The sequence below is a fragment of the Bacteroides sp. AM37-9 genome, assembly GCF_003603455.1.
Lineage (GTDB): Bacteria > Bacteroidota > Bacteroidia > Bacteroidales > Bacteroidaceae > Bacteroides > Bacteroides xylanisolvens.
This window is the reverse complement of record NZ_QTNF01000021.1, coordinates 88,826-107,139: the sequence shown is the minus strand read 5'-3', so window position 1 is coordinate 107,139 and position 18,314 is coordinate 88,826. Positions and strand designations below refer to the sequence as shown.

The following is an 18,314-nucleotide window of genomic DNA, read 5'->3' as shown; positions in this document are numbered from 1 at the left end:
TGATGCAAAAATAAGAATTTTAACGCAATCCCCCAAGGTTTCAGACTGAGCCCCTATACTTTGGAGCTATGTAGTTTTTTATAAATCTCTATACGAGCATCTATTTCTGCTTGAGTCAAATGTGCAGGAAGTTCAATGGTAGTCCGCGGAGTTATTGCTACCAGCACTACATCTCCCAAACCTTTTTTGTACTCCTTGATCACGTTTGCAGTAAACTGGCTGGATGAAATAACATCACGCATTATATTACCTTTTTTCATATCTCAAATTATTATTTTTTGTTTTTTGTTATACACAAGCAGAATACAGATATTCTTATACAGATTCTGTTTGAGCTAAATTTTCCGGCTTAGATTTGTTTTCCAACGAGATATTGACCGCATTCATCCCTTTCACTCCACGTTCAAGATCAAATGTTACGATATTATTTTCTGTAATATTACCAACGACATTGTTTACATGAAAAAAGTACTTCTCAACGCCGGAAAGATCTTTAATAAAACCAAATCCTCTTGACTCATTAAAAAACTCAACCCGTCCTCTCAAAATAGTTGGCTCTTCATCCTCTTTTTTAGGAGTTGCTATAACTATTTCATCCGGGTTGATCTCTTCTTTTCTGACATTCTCTGTCGGAGGAGTTGAGGTTATTCTCCCGTTCTCATCAACATAAGCAATCATATCTTCAAAGCTGTTTGAGCTGCCCGATAATTTCTTATTTTCTTTCTTCTTTAATTTTTCTTCGCGCTTAGCGATTCTTTTCTTTTCATTTTCACGTTTACCTACTGTCATGGATTTTGCCATAGAAATAATATTTAGTTTATACTATATTTTTAATGAATAAATAATGTAAGTGCTTACTTTCAAATAGTGAAATCAGCCTTATTGAGTTTCTTACCGGTTAACTTTTGAATATCATTCACTAGTTTACGTTCTTCCTGCGAACAGAACGTAAGTGCAGTTCCCATATTCCCTGCTCTTCCTGTACGCCCAATACGGTGCACATAGGTTTCGGGAACATCCGGAAGATCATAGTTGATAACCAAAGGTAATTCGTTAATATCGATCCCCCTGGAAGCAATGTCAGTGGCAACCATCACCCGAGTTTTTCCCGATTTAAAGTTGCCCAATGCAGACTGTCTTGCCGCCTGGCTCTTATTCCCATGAATAGCCTGGCTGCCAATTCCAGCCTTACCCAGAATCTTCACAATCTTATCAGCATTGTGTTTCGTACGTGAGAAGATAAGTACTGACTGATCTTCTGCCTTCGACAATATCGAAATAAGCAACTGGCTTTTCTCCTTCTTTTCAACAAAATACACCAGCTGTTTGATAGAATCTACAGTAGACGATTTCGGTGTTATGTAAATCTTCACCGGATTCTTCAGCAGAGACTTAGTCAAGGAGATAATAGAATCAGGCATTGTTGCCGAGAAAAACAAAGTCTGCTTTTCTTTTGGAAATTTCGGCAATATCCGCTTAATATCATGGATAAATCCCATATCAAGCATACGGTCAGCCTCATCCAATACAAAATATTGGATAGTGTCCAAATGTATATGTCCCTGACTCATCAGGTCAAGCAAACGTCCCGGAGTAGCGACCAGAATATCAATACCTTTACGCAACAGATCAACCTGCGGGCGTTGATTTACACCACCAAAGATTACTCCATGGCGAATACGAGTATGTTTTGAATAATCGTCAATACATTCACTGATTTGCAAGGCAAGCTCACGTGTGGGCGTCAATATCAAGGCTTTAATTCCCTGACGTCTGGCAGCCTCTTTATCCAGTTGCAAATGCTGTATGATAGGAATAGCAAATGAAGCCGTCTTTCCGGTACCGGTTTGCGCACAGCCTAATATATCTCTTTTTGCCAGTGCAGGCGGAATCGCCTTTTCCTGAATGGGAGTTGGTACTGTATATCCTTTTTCTCCAATTGCTTTTAATATCGGTTCGGTTATATTTAATTCTTTAAATGTCATAAATGTTATTTTTGCTGTACTCAAACAGCGATTAGTTTTATATATAGTGGGAAACCCGAACAATTTCAATCATGAAAAAGCAGAGTTTCAATCATTAAGCCAGTCTGTGGGTTGCTAAAAAAAACTCGCGTTCCAGTGTAGCCATTACTTCTTTTACGCTACTGATTTTTTCTGCGAGAAAGGCATTGCTACCAGCAAATGCATAGCCTTTTTTCATATTTCCTCTGGCTGCATTATATAGAGCCTTAATAATGCAATAAGGACTTTTTGTATAATCACATGTCTTTATACAATGGAATGAGCAACTTTTAGGCCTCTCCAAACCATTATTCACATTGTGAATAAATTCTCCATCAATAGCCCTTCCCGGCATCCCGACAGGACTTTCTATAATAAGAACATCTTCGGACTTGGAATGAATATATACTTCTTTGAATGTTTCTGAAGCATCACATTCAAGGGTGGTAACAAAAATACTCCCCATTTGCACACCGGAAGCTCCCAATTCCATAAAATGCGCTATATCCTCACCTGTCGAAATTCCACCGGCAGCAATCACCGGAATCTGCTTTTGTTCTTTATAACTGGATGCAATCATCACCACTTCCGGAATCAATGCTTCCAGAGCATAATGCTGATCCTGTATTTGTTCTTTTTTAAATCCTAAATGCCCACCGGCTTTAGGCCCTTCCACCACAATTGCATCGGGCAGATAGTTATAGTTTTTTTGCCACTTGTCACAAATAACCTTGGCAGCTCTTGAAGAAGATACAATAGGAACTAACTTGGTTACACTTTCCGGGGTCAAATATGACGGCAGATCAAGCGGAAGTCCCGCACCTGAAAATACCACATCTATCTTTTCCTCAATCGCAGTACGCACCATATCGGCATAATTAGATAAAGCAACCATTACGTTTACGCCAATAATACCTTCTGTTTTTGTACGTGCCTTGTGAATTTCTTCTCTCAGTCCACTTATACATTTCTCCGGATAAGAGCCTTTTCCCTTGGGATATAACAATCCTAAACCCGCACATGATATAACGCCTACTCCGCCTTCATTTGCAACTGCTGATGCCAGACCGGACAGTGAGATTCCTACTCCCATTCCACCTTGTATAACAGGTGTTTTAATTTCAATATTTCCTATAAAGAACGATTTCATATGTTTCATTTTGTATTGGCAAAACAGACAGATAGAAGTGAGCATACTTTATTCAAGTGCTCAATATTTGGTTCTGTCACGAATGATTTACCTTGTTGGATAATTTATTAAACTATATGCCCTTGGCTATTTCAAGAGTATTGTATTACAAAAAAGCCTAATAAATCTATTTTCAGAATGGAAAGTACAGGATTAGAAATTCCTAATTTTGCATAGAAGAGCCAGAATTAGCAGAACTTAAATGTAAAATGATTTTTCGTCTTCTCTATTCAGTAGAGATTCCCCCGTTGAATCATGAAACGGAAACAGCTTTTAAATGAAAGCAGAAGACAGAATCTTCTGCTTTCATTCGGATATTAATATCTTCTAGAGTTATTATAACCACCACGGCCTCCACCGTTTGACGGTCTTTCAGTACGAGGGCGTGCAACGCTTACTGAAATAACCTTCTGGTCGTATTCAACTCCATTCAGTTCATCAATTGCTTTTTGTCCTTCTCCATCGTTTGTCATTTCTACGAAAGCAAATCCTCTGGATCTACCAGTTTCTCTATCAAAAATAACTTTGGCTGAAGAAACTTCTCCAAACTCTGCAAATAAATTTGTTAAGTCGGCATCAGTTGTGCCATAGCTTAAACCTGAAATGTAAATGTTCATCTAAAAATTTTATTAAAATAAATACTATTTTGGAGTGAGGAGGATAATTACAGAAGAGGACTACTTACTAATAATATATTAAAAAGAAGAACTACACAATAATGATTCGTAACTCAAACTCTGGGAACAAAGGTAACACAATAAATTAGATAACTATGTTTTTATTCTATATTTTTCAATAGAAGCTCAATTATTATCATTTGTTAGCATGTCAATCACACAAAACAGTCACAATTAGCAATTCTCTCATTCATTCTTGACCATTTCCCATAATATATCTATTTTTGTTCCAGAACAATTATTAAGATACACCCAACAAATATATCCGAGAATGAAACTAAACACTACAACTAGAGAAGAAACGTGGGCAAAGCAGCATCTATCTGCTACCGACATTGACTATGCCGTATGGGAACGGGATAAATCCATGCTTCATCAACTCTCGAAAATGGGTCGTAACTGTACATTTGTTGTCGATGTTTATAAATGCAAATATGCTTACGCCTCTCCGAATTTTGTTGATTTACTGGGATACGACAGCCACAAGATAGAAACATTAGAAAGACAAGGTGATTATCTGGAATCGCGCATCCATCCCGATGATCGCGCACAACTGGCGGCATTACAGGTCACACTAAGCCAATTCATCTATAGCCTGCCTTTTGAGCAACGGAATAACTACTCTAACATTTACAGTTTTCGTATGCTTAATGCGAAACAACAGTACATACGTGTCGCCAGCAGACATCAGGTATTGGAACAGGACCGCAACGGTAAAGCATGGCTTATCATAGGAAACATGGACATATCACCCGACCAAAAAGCCTCTGAAACCGTAGATTGTACCGTCCTGAATCTAAAGAATGGAGAAATATTTTCTCCTTCCCTATCGCTAATGCCTTCTACCAATCTTACTAATCGGGAAATAGAAGTATTACGTCTTATTCAAAAAGGCCTGTTAAGTAAAGAAATCGCAGACAAATTATGCATCAGCATTCATACAGTTAATATTCATCGACAAAATTTGTTACGGAAGTTAGGTGTACAGAATTCCATTGAAGCCATTCGTTTAGGACAAGAGAGTGGATTGCTAAGTTAATACATGCAATCTTTCTCCCCGCACTGTGATCCAATCTGGCTAGGGCATCCATTCCACCACATCCACCACCGGGTGCAATCTTCTCCATTCCTCAAATTCCGGATAACTACGTACACCATCCTGAATCACAGCTTGATAATACTCCACTCCCATAATTTTTTCCGTATCAGGCGTTTCGTATTTTAATTTCAGGATAGCCAGTCTCATTTCATCTGTCAATACCGCAGAAATGCGTTCGGCCACCCTTTCAAAATAGCCATCATAACGAGAGCCTTCTTGGATATGAATCATATCCATTTGCCAGAGTTCTCCTTCCATATCCTGATACCATGCATGCCACTCTATACACGCTTCTACTGTATGTAATAAATTCGTATATTCAATCTTCTTTACGGACGTATTTTCCGCCAATTCTGCCATCACCCGAAAGCTGGCAGACAAATCCAAAGGGGAAGTATAAATATGAAAATCAATATCCCGATGTTTCATTAATAATCCTGTACGCAACGAACCCACCAGATTCACTTTGGCACCCATCCCCTCCCATATCCGAACAATACGGGTATCTTCTATAATCTCCCAAGCTTTCTGCTGGTTACGTTTTGCCAATTCAAGAATATTCATCTTCCTCCTTATTTAGTAAGCATGCAAAAATAGGAAAAAGGATACATATATAGCTATAAATAACTATTTAATCCCTTAATGGGTTGAGCTAACTTTGCCCGCAATTTCAATTCTTCATCATACAACTAAAAAGAGATTATGATATTCAATCAAACAGAGAAACAGGAAAAAGAGTATTTACAGCAAGTCATAACCACTATCCATGATACGATTAACACCACCAGTACTTCCGTCAAAGAGCATATAGACACCCTGCAGGAGTACAAAGATTATCTATGGTCGAACAAAGATATCGATCCCCACGAAATCCGTTCCATGCGCGAAAGCATATTAAATCATTTTGCATTAGGTGAAAATGTAATTGACAAGCGCAGGCGACTAAGCAAAATACTGGATATCCCCTATTTCGGACGAATCGACTTTCAGGAAAAGAAAGACAAAAGCCAAGTTAGTCCAATCTATATAGGAATACATACTTTCTATGACCTCAATCAAAAAAAGAATCTGATTTACGATTGGCGAGCTCCTATTTCAAGCATGTTCTACGATCATGAATTAGGCGAGGCGTTCTACTCCTCTCCGGCAGGCAAAATTAACGGGGCGATCTCACTCAAACGCCAATATCGTATTCGCAAAGGAAAAATGGAGTACATGATTGAAAGTTCCGTAACTGTTCATGACGATATTCTGCAAAAAGAACTATGTTCCAATGCCGACAACAAAATGAAAAACATCGTCACGACAATTCAGAGGGAGCAGAATCAGATCATCCGTAATGAAAACGCTTCTGTACTCATTATACAAGGTGTTGCCGGTTCAGGAAAAACCTCTATCGCGCTCCATCGTATTGCCTACCTGCTTTATGCACAGAAAGGACAGATTTCTTCCAAAGACATATTAATCATCTCCCCCAATAAAGTATTTGCCGATTACATTTCTAATGTACTTCCGGAACTTGGCGAAGAGACCGTTCCCGAAACCAGCATGGAGCAAATTCTGTCGGATGTAATTGACAACAAATATAAACACCAGAATTTCTTCGACCAAGTGACGGAACTATTAGAAAACCCGACACCCGACTTTATCGAACGGATTCAATACAAAGCCTCCTTCGAGTTTATATCACTACTTGACAAATTCATCCTTTACATGGAAAACAACTATTTCAAAGCAACAGACGTAAAACTCACCAAATATATCACCGTTCCTGCCGAATTTATTAACGAACAGTTCAAACGATTCCACCGCTATCCCATACGTCAACGATTTGAGACTATGACAGATTACATTCTGGAGATGATGCAACTACAATATAATCTCACAGTTAGCACTCCGGAGAAAAACCAACTAAAGAAAGAGATAAAAAAGATGTTCGCGGGCAATAACGATCTCCAAATCTATAAAGACTTTTTTGAATGGATCGGAAAACCGGAGATGTTCAAGACACGCAAAAATCGCATACTGGAGTATGCGGACTTAGCTCCTTTGGCTTATCTGCATATCGCATTAGATGGGAACAACGCCCAATCTTATGTCAAACACCTTCTGATAGACGAAATGCAAGACTATTCTCCCATACAATACAAAGTGATTCAAAAACTTTATCCGTGTCGAAAAACAATTCTTGGAGACGCTTCCCAATCCGTCAATCCTTATGGATCTTCCACTGCCGGTATGATTCAAAAAGCATTTGTAACAGGAGAAATAATGAAACTTTGCAAAAGCTATCGTTCTACTTTTGAGATTACCAGTTTTGCACAAAAAATTCAATCGAACAATGAATTAGAACCGATTATGAGACATGGAGAACACCCCAAGATTCTTCCATTCAAAAGTACAAAAGAAGAGATCCAAGGTATTGCGGATTTAGTAAACTCCTTCAGGAACTCCCATTATACCTCATTAGGGATCATCTGCAAAACAGAATCCCAAGCAAAAGAACTTGTTCAAAAACTCCAGATATATGCAAACGACATCTCACTTTTGTCAAATCAAAGTTCTGCTTATGTGAAAGGGATTATCATCACTTCTGCCCATATGGCGAAAGGACTAGAATTTGACGAAGTAATCATTCCGCAAACAGATGATAAGAACTATCATTCCAATATTGACAAAAGTATGCTTTATGTGGCAGTCACAAGGGCTATGCACAAGTTAACTTTGACTTATTCTACCACTTTGCCCAGTTGCCAATTCCTATAATAGATGTGTATTCAAACAAACATCGAAAATTAATTAAAAGAAAAAATTATAGCTAATCTCCTATTATTACCTATTTTTGTACAATGAAAAATAAAGGAATGAAATACGAGTTTACCGCAAAAGTATGGAACTACTCATCGACTGTTGGAACGGGCGGTTGGCACATAGCCTGCCTGCCGAAAGAGATGTCCAAAGAAATAAGAGAGAATCTCGGATTCTTAGAGGAAGGCTGGGGACGGTTGAAGATGACGGCCAAAATCGGCAATACCCAATGGGAAACCGCAATCTGGTTTGACACCAAACTTGATACTTATTTACTTCCTCTCAAAGCGGAAATCAGAAAAAAGGAAAAGATCACAACTGATAAAGAAATAGAGATTATGATTTGGATTTAAAACAAACGATAAGAAGAACTACCCGCAAAACAAGAGCCGCTTGAACAATCTCAAACGGCTCCGTAACTCCTTTAACAACATGGTTATCGAGCTAATACAACCACCGGTCTATATTCCTTTTTTCTGCACTGAACTCCACTCCAACTTTAACCAACTCACGCCCGTCTACCTGATAAGGTATCAGATAGCCTTTTTCATCAATCTGCTGCAAAGCCTGTTCGGCAGTACCATTCAGTTTAAATTCAAATACATAAATATACTTCGGAGTTTTCACCACTGCATCCGCCCGTCCGCGGGCACTAAGAACCTCTGCTCCGGTAAATTGTCCCATCAATTTGAATACTAAGTAAAATACAACTTGATAATGTCGTTCGGTCTTTTCATTCAGTTCATGAGGGAAATCTGCGAAGAAAGCCTGTAAGCGGGTAAGAAAAGCGTCAACATCACCACTCTCCAATTCACGTACAAATTTACCTAGATAAAAGCCCCGTTCATCATCTACCACTGATGTGTAATAAGGAACCAAAAAATCCATAAATCCATATCGTACTTCATCATTGGGAAATTTCAGCAGGTAGTTTCCAAAACGCTTGTCATACCCCTTTATAGTCAAATAGCCACTCTGATAAATCAACGGAATCGGATTATTAGCATCTACCCTATATTCCATAAACGAAGAAGCATTGGCTTCTACCCCATCAATCAACGTACGCAAATCATACTCACTCTTTTTAAGCAGTTCGACTAAAAAAGTAGGAGTACCGGTTTGGAACCAATAGTTACTAAACTTATACCCGTCAAAAACGTTAAGCACACTGAATGGATTGAATACTCCTTCCGCAAACTCACAAAAATGATAACCGTCATATAAAGCCGTCATCTTATTCAATGTTTCTTCATAAGTCAGTTCATTTGTTTCTGCCAATCGGTTCAACTCAGGAATAAAGGTATCCTCCAATTCTTGCCGTGTAATACCACAAATTGTGGCATATTGAGACGTCATGCTGATATCATTCAGCTGATTCAAATCATTACACATGCCAGTTTGTGCAAACTTAGTCACACCTGTAAGTAAAACAAAATGGAGATAACGATCAGAGCTTTTCAGTACACTATAAAAAGCATTCAAGGTTTTACGATAATCATCAAGCAAAACATCATTGCTCAATACTTTCAATAAAGGTTTATCATATCCATCAACAAGCACTACTACTCCACAACCAGACTGTTCACTGGCACGACGAATTGCACCTGCAAAACGTCCTGAAAGAGTTTCCTCATCCTCTCCTTTGCCATATTTCAGTTCCCATTGCGTCAACTGCCTGCTAAGAATTTCGACTAGAGCCTGGGAAGAATCATGTTTTCTCACGTTCAAATCCAAATGCAGTACGGGATATTTCCTCCAATCCTTTTCCATGCCAGCAATAGCCAACCCTCCAAATAATTCTTTCTTGCCCTCAAAATAGGCTTTAAAAGTAGAGAGTAGCAGGCTTTTCCCAAAACGACGAGGACGAGTTAAAAGATAGGCTTTACCTGTGTTAGCTATTCGCCATACAAGAGTGGTTTTATCCACATAGAGATAATCTCCTTTACGAAGTTTCTCAAAATCATGTATTCCAATTGGAAGTTTGGGCAATACTCCGTTCATTATTTTTCCTCTATTTTGATTATTCAAAGATACGCATTTCCATGGGAATACACATACAAACTCCACAAAAAAGTACACAGTTTCACAGACAGCACTACCATGACTCCATTTTTCATCAAAACTAACTTTGTACCAGACAAACAACATCTCACTTCCTCTTCACTTTGCAAATCCAACACACAATAACCAGAACCAGCAAAATAATTCCGTACCAATACCAACCTCCGGTTGTCCTATTAGTAGTTTTCTCAACTCCCGTTTTATGAATCTCTGTCTTAGCACTCATATCCGATAAGCTCACAGACTGTGAATTCACTTCTTGAAGAAGTTGTTTCTCATTAACGTTTTTCCTATCCACCACAGTCTTCACCACCATCCCAGCCTTCAACCCAAGCGTATCAACAGGAAACACAAACACCACCTGTTCGATATGCTCTTCTACCACCTCCGAATCCTTTTCTGAAGCAACCTTATTTTCAACAAGACTTTTCCCGGAGCTACTATTTAAACTTGAATCAACCCTAACTTCACTCTCCCTGTTTATCACCTCTTTCTTACTCCTACATCCCGACAGCAATACAGGCACAACCAAAGCCACCAACAACACAAACAGTAACTCCCTCCCACTCCTCAAAAACTCCTTCACATCAAAACAGGGACAAGCCTTCACATATTCATAAGGTTCAATCACTCCGTCACCATTCAAATCCGGTGAAGTATCCCGATGTCCCAACACTTGGAGAATATTATATTCCCGCTGCAAATCCATAATAATCTGATAAAGCACCCGTTTTTGAGCATTCGTTCGGGTATCTGCCGGACGCCCGTTCTCATCCAATCCGCCGATATAACATATCCCGATACTCTGCTCATTCCAACCTTTACAATGAGCACCGGCCAAAGCGACATCACGCCCCTTTTCCAATTTCCCATCCAAACGGATCACATAGTGATACCCGATACCATTGAACCCACGTTCCCGGTGCCAACGGTCAATATCTGTGGCAGTAAAATCCTGCCCGGCTTTCGTAGCCGAACAATGTACTATGATAGAATCTATATTTCTCATGATAATTCATTATTAGTTCAAACGCACCAGTTAATAATCCGAAGGTGGCATACGCTTCACGCACCCTCTAATCTCACACTTCTTCACTTCCGACTCCTTCTGTATCAACTCCACTTCATGACATTTATGTATCCAGTCAATCTTCTCTTCCTGCTCCTTGCGAAGTTCAATATAAAGCCCGTCTATCTTCTCGTCACGTTGAGTCAGCCGTTCTTCCAGCCAGTCCACCTTTTTACGGCGATTTTCTTCTTCCATACTGTTCACGGACGCTTCCTCTTTCCGTGCATCCGTCTTACGGCAAGTGATATACCTCACTAACCATTTCACAGCTTCCAAACCACCCATAGCGGTAAAAAAAGCAAGGATTGTAGTTATTTGCATATTTATATTTTTACGTAGTTATAAAGAAAGAATGAGGCCGAAGCCCCATTCCATACAAACCAGACAGTTCTCAACGATCTATGAATCAAGCCGCCGGATCCGGTGCTTCACCATTACCACCCGAACCACCATCCGGATCCGGAGTTTCACCCCCATCATCAGAACCGTCACCAATGCTACCCGAATCATTAATATGATCCAAATCCTTGAACTTCAATCCATCCGAACGGGTAGTCGTTCCCGTAAATAGACGAATGTCCGAATTGGCACGAAAACAAACACGAAGCCCTGAAATATTGGCGATAGTAAAGTCTTCAGCTTTCTCTGCTCCCTTGCTCTGCGCAGAGAGGAAGAAATACCCTAATCCCTTAATATTCACCGAACGTCCCGAAAGCAAAGTTTTACGCAACAGGGTACGAAAATCTTTCAATACACTAATCGTTTCACCTTCACTTACACCGGAAGTGGACGAAATATCTTTTGCAAACTCATCTAATGTTGCACTCGTATCATACTGATAAGAAATCACCGGATACACTTTCTTTCCTGCCTCTTTGTTTGTAGGATCACACAAACGTTGAACTCTTCTAAACCTAATTGCCATAATTTTTGTCCTTTCTTTTTTTAATGAATTACTGTTTTAATTACTTCTTCGCTAACGTTAACGATGCAAAGATGCAGTATATTCATCGGACATGAAACGACAAGTATTTGTCGGCTCTACAAGCAGTCTGAACAGTATTTTTAAGTCTAAAAACTACCAAATAAGAAGAAAAAAGCGACAAGGAAGGAAGCTAGGGAACAAACAAAAACAAATAATAAATCAAAAGTATATAGACAATATTAGAGAAATAAACCGCCTTGATATATTATGATACACCAAGATAAGTTTATTTCTCCAATATATTATTAGTATGATATTTCTTAAAGGAATATTCGAATATGAATATTCACGCTTTAGCTACTTATTCTTTTTATCAATGGTTATTATACTATTATCCATATCACTGACTCTAACAGACATCGTCTTTATAACAACAGAATCCTCTCCCATACCAGATTCTCCATAAACAATCATAGAACCATAATTTTTCCCGTCCATTCTTTTTACGGAAAGTTTCGCATTACTTGTTTCTACTCCGATAATAGACATTTTCGGCTTAAAGACCAAAGTCCCATCTGACAAATTAAAGTTCATAGTAACCCTATAATCCATATCCTCTTTTATAGGCTCACATTTAGGAATTTCTTTTATAGCCCGAAGTACTTCTTCATTCAAATCAGAATAAAGACCTTTGATAATCCTACCATTCGCCACCTCGCCATTTTTAGTCATGGTAAAACCAACTATTATATCCCCTTCTACTTTGTTATCAATCGCTTTGGGCAGATAATCAATATGCTTCCCAAGGTAGGTAAATACAACCTGCATATTATTCGAACAACAAGAACCGTTATTATGTAAAGAATCAGTTTTTATTTGAGAAATAATAACCGTATCATTTTTCATACCCGACATAATAATAGTATTAACACTTGTCTTATCAACACAATTCTGTGCTTTACCAGAAGAATAAGCTACCATCACTAAAAGAAGAACTAGGGACAGCCATAAAATAGCGTTCTTCATCCCTGTTTTTAAAGATTTCATTTCGTAATTCATAAGATTGTTTTTTTAAATGTGACACATCAAAAATATTTATAATTCATACTACATAACCTATTAAATCAATCTATATTTGTATGCGCAGTCTGCTCATTAACATAGGTAGATAAGAATCACTGACCGGAATCAAAGTACCTTCGATACGGATTCTTTTCCGTTCAATATAATTTATATGAGACAGTGAAATAATATAAGAGCGATGTACACGACAAAAATTCTCTCCAAGACATTCTTCAAAACGTTTCAGACTCACTTGTGAAAGAATAGGTTTTCCTTCTATACGGTGTACTTTAACATAGTCACCACCGTACCCTTCCAAATATAAAATATCCTCTTGATTAAGACGCACAATCTTGGAGCCTTCACGAAGATAAACAGCTTGTTCAGCCCGCTTGTTAGCTAACAACTCATTGACTTCCGCCAAAGTGCGGTCAATCTTTTCTAAATACTCCATCAAATCATTGAGCGTAGAAACATCGCCGTCCAAAGTGATACATTTCAGCATAACATCTCGTTTAATTTGTTCTTATTATCTGTTACAAATTAAAGGGAAACATTAGCAAACTAAAGTTAAACTCCGGCAAACAGGGATTCTTCGCAGGTGAGACGTACAATAAGCAAAGGTGAACAGATTCAATTATCTTCCTGCATAAGCCACTTTTTGAATACCGGAGTCTTTACCTTACTTATTATAATACGCTCCGGAACAGGCAATAGTAAGTTTACAGAAAGTCGGTTGCCCAACCAAAGATTTACATCTTTAATTGATTTACGGGATATAATAAATTGACGATTAGCACGAAAGAAAAGCCGTTTATCCAGTTGTTCACCAAGTGTATCCAGTGTACGGTCTACAGGATGTTTTTTACCGTCAAAGGTATAGGCAGTAACTTTCTCCCGAGTAGTATAAAAATAATAAATATCATCTACCGAAAGCGGATAGAACTTATCAGCAAGCATTATCAGCAACTTTTTTACCTCATTACGATTTTTAATAGCAGAATTAGTTTGTCGAATATGCTCCTCTCGTTCCGCCGGATTGAAAAGGAAAAACTTATTCAAAGCATGTTCTAATGTATTGAGTGTAACAGGTTTCAACAAATAATCAATGCTGGTCACCTGAAAAGCCTGTAAAGCATACTCATCATAAGCAGTTGTAAATACTACAGGAGCAGCAATTTCCACTTGCTCAAAAATTTTAAAAGCCAGTCCGTCCGCCAAATGAATATCCATGAAAATAATATCCGGTTGCGATGAACATCTGAACCACTCCACACTTTCTTCAATACTTTCCAGTTCAGCAATCACTTCAATCTCCGTGACCGAATTTTGTTGCAAAACAGCTTTCAAACTGTTTACTGCTGCTGTTTCATCTTCAATAATTATTGCTTTCATATTCACTCCGGTGTATTTAATAAAGGCAGAGAAACCACAAAGTATCCATTAGAATTATCTATCTGTATATTCTTGCCAACCAACATCAGATAACGTCCCTGAAGATTCTTTAATCCAATCCCATTACAGACACACTCTTCCATTTTGGGTTGAATAAAATTTGAAACGGCTAATAAATCTTCTGAAGTTGTATAAATCTCAATCTGTAAAGGATGTTGCATGCTAATAACATTGTGCTTAACCACATTTTCAATCAATGGAAGCAAACTTAGGATGGGTAAACGCTTCTGTAAGCAAATATCAGCTATCCGAATTGAGAAAAACAACTTATTCTCATATCGTACACTTAGTAAATAAGTATATGCCTTAATAAATTGCAGTTCTTCATCGAGGCTTACCAATGTCTTATGATTACTTTGCAGAATATACCGGAAAACATTAGATAATCCATTCAGATACTCAAGTGTCTTTTCCTGCTCTCCCATACGAATTAATGAATTAAGCCCATTCAACGAATTGAAAAAGAAATGCGGGTTGATTTGTCCCATCAGTGCATTATATGAGTTTTGCAGTTTCTCTACTTTTATCTTCTCATACTCTAATTTCATTTCCTGCTTTTTATCAAGCAAGTGAAGTAACAGCATACTTAACATAATAGTCAACAATACAAAAATATGCTCTATCAATAAAGGATTCGAATAAGCTGTTGAAAACACGGTATTCACCCCTACCCGAACCTTATCCGGTTCCAGTACAGAACCAGAAACTGTATCAAGCGTCTTTCCCGAAACCTCTGTTATCATAATTGAACGCTCTGCACAATCGTGAAGAACAGATACATTACATACCTTTCCCATTATAGCCGTATTTATAACAGGATATGCCCTGTACAGCCCTAAAGCAACAATAAAAATACTTCCCATTGCAAGTCCTATCGTCTTCACTTCTTTATGTTGAAACACCTTATCACCCCATCTGTATGTCCATCTATAAAGAACAAACAATACAAAAGAGAAAAAGAAAAACCATAAGACAGAGAACCACAATTCATATTTCTCTATCGCATAAGAAGAACCAGGCAATTTTGAGTCCATCATCAGATCATAACGGCGTATCAACAATGCAAAATTGGCGAAAAGAGAAAGAATCACCGATAGGGTGAATCCAATAAAAAATTCATTTCTTGTTGATCGCAGCATAAGCTCTTTTATTTTTTAATCTACAAAAATAATCAATCTATTCACTTTCCGGCAAGCAGTCCGGTGAAACGGATAAAACAGGCGGTAAAACGCCCGCATTTTATGAGTAAACGGAAAATTAAGCTTTATATTGCACCCCACCCATTCATTTATTTCTATTATTTGAGTTTACTGTGATAGAATATCTCACCTAATGTAAAAGAAACAGTAGCACCTATCACATCCCGATTTAACGTACCTTTTTTCAGTTGCATACGGTCATAAAAAATGCTGGTATCTATTCTTCCTCTAAATACAGGCAAACTCAGTCCTGCATTAAATCGCAAAGAAAATCCCGTGTTTCCATTAATCGTCATATACGAACTGGAAATATTAATTCCCGTCTTATAGGCTACTTGCTTCCAGAAGCTATCTGAAGAATAACCATTGGGAAAATAACATACTCCGATGCGACATTCATTTACATCCCTGAATTCAATTCGACTGTCCGTCGATGTCAAAGAGCTATATTGCTGAAAAGCATAATCTAAAGCATACGTCCATTTCTTATATTGTAGACATCCACCTATGCCAAAATATTGAGGCAAACTTTGTTTTTGACTTCTTTGTTTCTTCTTTTCATGTGCGTTGCCATTTACTATATATTTAGCATTAGTAATATCAAGTTTTTGCCGATAACCATAAACCGCTCCTAATGTGTAAGACAAATCATGGTTCAATGTACGGTGATACTGAACACCTAAATTAGCATAAAGTGATCGTGCATGCATCTTCCTATCAACAATCAAGTCACTTTGTTGCTCAGATAACACAATGTTACCAAACAAATAACTGATATTCATCCCCAACGACCAATGTTGAGACAGGAGATAAGCATTAGACCAAGTAACTTTTGAAATTCCCCCACTTCCTGTAAAGGCAGCATCATAATTTTCATGAGGATTTCCTTCTACCGGCTGGGAAGACTGAAAATAATAACCTACCGAACTATAAGGAGTCAGACTGACTGCCGTATACCACCGCGGAATCACCCGGCCTCCCAACATTAAAGCAGAAAAACTTCCTGTAAAAGCCTGATTCGAACTTCCCCCAGAAGTATACGATTCATTTTTTAGAAATATGGAAAGTTCCGTCAACAGCCGTTTACTCTCCAGCGCTGTCAATCCTGCCGGATTTTCAATATTAATCAGTGTATTATTTCGCATTCCGTAGGAAACACCACCCATAGCTGCATTTTGTCCGTAAAGTCCGGATTCCAATTCTCCGATACCAAACATAGAATAAGGAGATGAAGTCATAACGTTCTGTGCCTGTGATTTTAGCGTAACCAACAAAAGAAAGATTATGCAGTTAATAGCTTTCATATATTTTATAATTTAGTTGTAAAATAATAGGATGCTGCCCATTGGGGTCACCGAAAGTCAGGTTCTTCAATGTCTTGGTATAATCATCACTATTAAATACCAACTGAAGATTATGTTTATATTTACCTGAAGTTCCCAACTCATCTTTCATAAACTTGGTAACATCAAAATAGTAATATGTATTTCCGAGAAACAAATCATCCTTCACCAGCTTTCCACCCTGTACTTGCTTTCCTAAATAGTCTTTTACAGCATCAGTCACTACATTATTTTCATCTGCTATGTATAGAAAGATACTATCCGGCAACGCATTATATCCCGAATAAGTCCCATATTCAGGATATATTTTCAATCCGGCTTTTTCGATATGTATATACTCTCCCTGTTCCATAATATTATTAAGATAAGGAAATTCAAGACGAGTGTACCAGCCGATACCACTGAACAATATTCCACGATTTCCTAATTTTTCAGAAGGTATCTCTACCTTTTCCAACGGATAAGGTTCCATAGGAGTACCGTGGCGTTCATGTATCAACTGATTAAATTGCGTAGTTGTATTCGGCGAGAAAACCAGCTTCTGTTGATTCTCATATCCCCCTTCAATATGATAATGCAATACCAAAGCCGACAATGAATCCGAAACTTGAAAACTCAGCAATGAATAACTTTGCTTTTCATCAGGCATTATAACAATCCCTTTAAAATAATCTTCAAAATGATTGATAGCAACAGACTCATCATGGTTGTGAAAACGAGTCAGCAAATCTTGTCCTAACTCATCAGGCAAACGTATTTCCAGTTTCTCTGTAACATGAGGTCTAGGTATAAAAGAATAACTGGCCATCGGTTCGGATTCATAAGCAAATGAAGAATTATTATACAAATAACCATTGTCATTCAGAATAATTTTCTCCGTAACTAAATGAATAAAATATCGTTGCTGTAAAGTCGTATCACCAACAAAATCACCACTACTGGAAAGTACCAACATTAATGAGTCAAACTTTACCGTCACATCCGCTTCTGTCGAATATTGGGGTCGCACGTAAGGTATGTAGCTGGCAGCAGAAACCTTCCCCCATACCGGATGCACATATCTTCCCGCAAGAACAACCTGTTTGCCGGAAGTTTCCAAAGAATCTATCAGCACAGCAGTCATGACAATGGTACTTGTATCCATACTTATATTGCGTAAATCCGAATCAACCAATCTGTCCCCAAAAGTATTGCGCTCATCATAGCACGATATCACTCCTAAAAATGTGACTAAACAAAAGCCAATAACAATCAACAATTTATGCATATTCTATTTTTGCGGCAAAAGAGGGAATAAGCATTCATTCATACAATTTTATCCCGCCAACCAATACATATCTTCCGGCAACATGCCATTAACAAAGGCAAAACATGTATTAAATATAGCAAAGCCGTTTACCTTCTCAAATACTCAATTTACGGCA

Annotated in this window: 19 protein-coding genes; 3 read left to right on the top strand and 16 right to left on the bottom strand. The window is 38.1% G+C overall.

From position 1 onward, the window contains the following. Positions 1–53 precede the first annotated feature (53 nt). The 5 genes from DW862_RS15540 to DW862_RS15520 form a co-directional block, all read right to left on the bottom strand. The gene (locus DW862_RS15540) at positions 54–260 is read right to left on the bottom strand and encodes a hypothetical protein (RefSeq protein ID WP_008026295.1); all 207 of its coding nucleotides are present in this window, start codon (positions 258–260) and stop codon (positions 54–56) included. A gap of 55 nt (positions 261–315) precedes the next feature. Continuing rightward, positions 316–801: a cold shock domain-containing protein gene (locus tag DW862_RS15535; protein ID WP_004315032.1), complete on the bottom strand. Its 486-nt coding sequence runs from the start codon at positions 799–801 to the stop codon at positions 316–318. A 59-nt stretch (positions 802–860) separates the two neighbouring features. Beyond that, entirely contained in the window at positions 861–1,985 is a 1,125-nt protein-coding gene (locus DW862_RS15530; RefSeq protein WP_120069164.1) for a DEAD/DEAH box helicase, read from the bottom strand. Positions 1,986–2,079: 94 nt separating this feature from the next. Then, a complete protein-coding gene (locus DW862_RS15525; protein WP_032811555.1) occupies positions 2,080–3,153 on the bottom strand; it encodes a nitronate monooxygenase family protein in 1,074 nt (357 codons plus the stop codon). Between the two features lie 356 nt (positions 3,154–3,509). Further along, positions 3,510–3,809 carry an RNA-binding protein gene (locus DW862_RS15520; protein ID WP_004315028.1) on the bottom strand — a complete coding sequence of 100 codons (300 nt, stop codon included), beginning with the start codon at positions 3,807–3,809 and terminating at the stop codon, positions 3,510–3,512. A gap of 331 nt (positions 3,810–4,140) precedes the next feature. Between DW862_RS15520 and DW862_RS15515 the strand changes: the two genes are divergently transcribed. Then, the gene (locus DW862_RS15515; protein ID WP_008026290.1) at positions 4,141–4,908 is read left to right on the top strand and encodes a LuxR C-terminal-related transcriptional regulator; all 768 of its coding nucleotides are present in this window, start codon (positions 4,141–4,143) and stop codon (positions 4,906–4,908) included. Between the two features lie 39 nt (positions 4,909–4,947). On the opposite strand, the gene DW862_RS15510 is transcribed toward DW862_RS15515, so the two are convergent. Beyond that, positions 4,948–5,532 (bottom strand): hypothetical protein, encoded by a 585-nt coding sequence (locus DW862_RS15510; RefSeq protein ID WP_008026288.1) that lies wholly within the window; start codon positions 5,530–5,532, stop codon positions 4,948–4,950. 138 nt (positions 5,533–5,670) lie between these two features. Between DW862_RS15510 and DW862_RS15505 the strand changes: the two genes are divergently transcribed. Both DW862_RS15505 and DW862_RS15500 read left to right on the top strand, forming a co-directional pair. Continuing rightward, positions 5,671–7,734, top strand: a complete 2,064-nt coding sequence (locus tag DW862_RS15505) for a UvrD-helicase domain-containing protein (RefSeq protein ID WP_008026286.1) — start codon at positions 5,671–5,673, stop codon at positions 7,732–7,734. A 98-nt stretch (positions 7,735–7,832) separates the two neighbouring features. Continuing rightward, positions 7,833–8,129, top strand: coding sequence for a DUF1905 domain-containing protein (locus DW862_RS15500; RefSeq protein ID WP_008026284.1), 297 nt, complete (start codon positions 7,833–7,835; stop codon positions 8,127–8,129). Positions 8,130–8,220: 91 nt separating this feature from the next. Here the strand turns inward: DW862_RS15500 and DW862_RS15495 are convergent, their stop codons facing one another. From DW862_RS15495 to DW862_RS15445, 10 genes are all read right to left on the bottom strand, one after another. Then, a complete protein-coding gene (locus DW862_RS15495; protein WP_087323643.1) occupies positions 8,221–9,777 on the bottom strand; it encodes an ATP-binding protein in 1,557 nt (518 codons plus the stop codon). 148 nt (positions 9,778–9,925) lie between these two features. Continuing rightward, entirely contained in the window at positions 9,926–10,846 is a 921-nt protein-coding gene (locus DW862_RS15490; protein WP_087323631.1) for an N-acetylmuramoyl-L-alanine amidase, read from the bottom strand. A 30-nt stretch (positions 10,847–10,876) separates the two neighbouring features. Further along, a complete protein-coding gene (locus DW862_RS15485; RefSeq protein WP_032856058.1) occupies positions 10,877–11,227 on the bottom strand; it encodes a hypothetical protein in 351 nt (116 codons plus the stop codon). A gap of 85 nt (positions 11,228–11,312) precedes the next feature. Further along, positions 11,313–11,831 (bottom strand): HU family DNA-binding protein, encoded by a 519-nt coding sequence (locus DW862_RS15480; protein WP_087323633.1) that lies wholly within the window; start codon positions 11,829–11,831, stop codon positions 11,313–11,315. Between the two features lie 357 nt (positions 11,832–12,188). Then, positions 12,189–12,890, bottom strand: coding sequence for a TonB family protein (locus tag DW862_RS15470; RefSeq protein ID WP_022274899.1), 702 nt, complete (start codon positions 12,888–12,890; stop codon positions 12,189–12,191). A 70-nt stretch (positions 12,891–12,960) separates the two neighbouring features. Next, positions 12,961–13,398 (bottom strand): LytTR family DNA-binding domain-containing protein, encoded by a 438-nt coding sequence (locus DW862_RS15465; RefSeq protein ID WP_022274898.1) that lies wholly within the window; start codon positions 13,396–13,398, stop codon positions 12,961–12,963. Positions 13,399–13,526: 128 nt separating this feature from the next. Beyond that, complete coding sequence (locus DW862_RS15460) at positions 13,527–14,288, bottom strand: LytTR family DNA-binding domain-containing protein (RefSeq protein WP_022274897.1); 762 nt, start codon at positions 14,286–14,288, stop codon at positions 13,527–13,529. 2 nt (positions 14,289–14,290) lie between these two features. After that, positions 14,291–15,487 (bottom strand): sensor histidine kinase, encoded by a 1,197-nt coding sequence (locus DW862_RS15455; RefSeq protein ID WP_049701158.1) that lies wholly within the window; start codon positions 15,485–15,487, stop codon positions 14,291–14,293. 158 nt (positions 15,488–15,645) lie between these two features. Then, positions 15,646–16,851: a hypothetical protein gene (locus DW862_RS15450; protein ID WP_087323637.1), complete on the bottom strand. Its 1,206-nt coding sequence runs from the start codon at positions 16,849–16,851 to the stop codon at positions 15,646–15,648. Further along, positions 16,838–18,157, bottom strand: coding sequence for a DUF4270 family protein (locus tag DW862_RS15445; RefSeq protein ID WP_087323639.1), 1,320 nt, complete (start codon positions 18,155–18,157; stop codon positions 16,838–16,840). Before DW862_RS15445 ends, DW862_RS15450 begins: the two co-directional genes overlap by 14 nt. Positions 18,158–18,314: the final 157 nt, after the last annotated feature.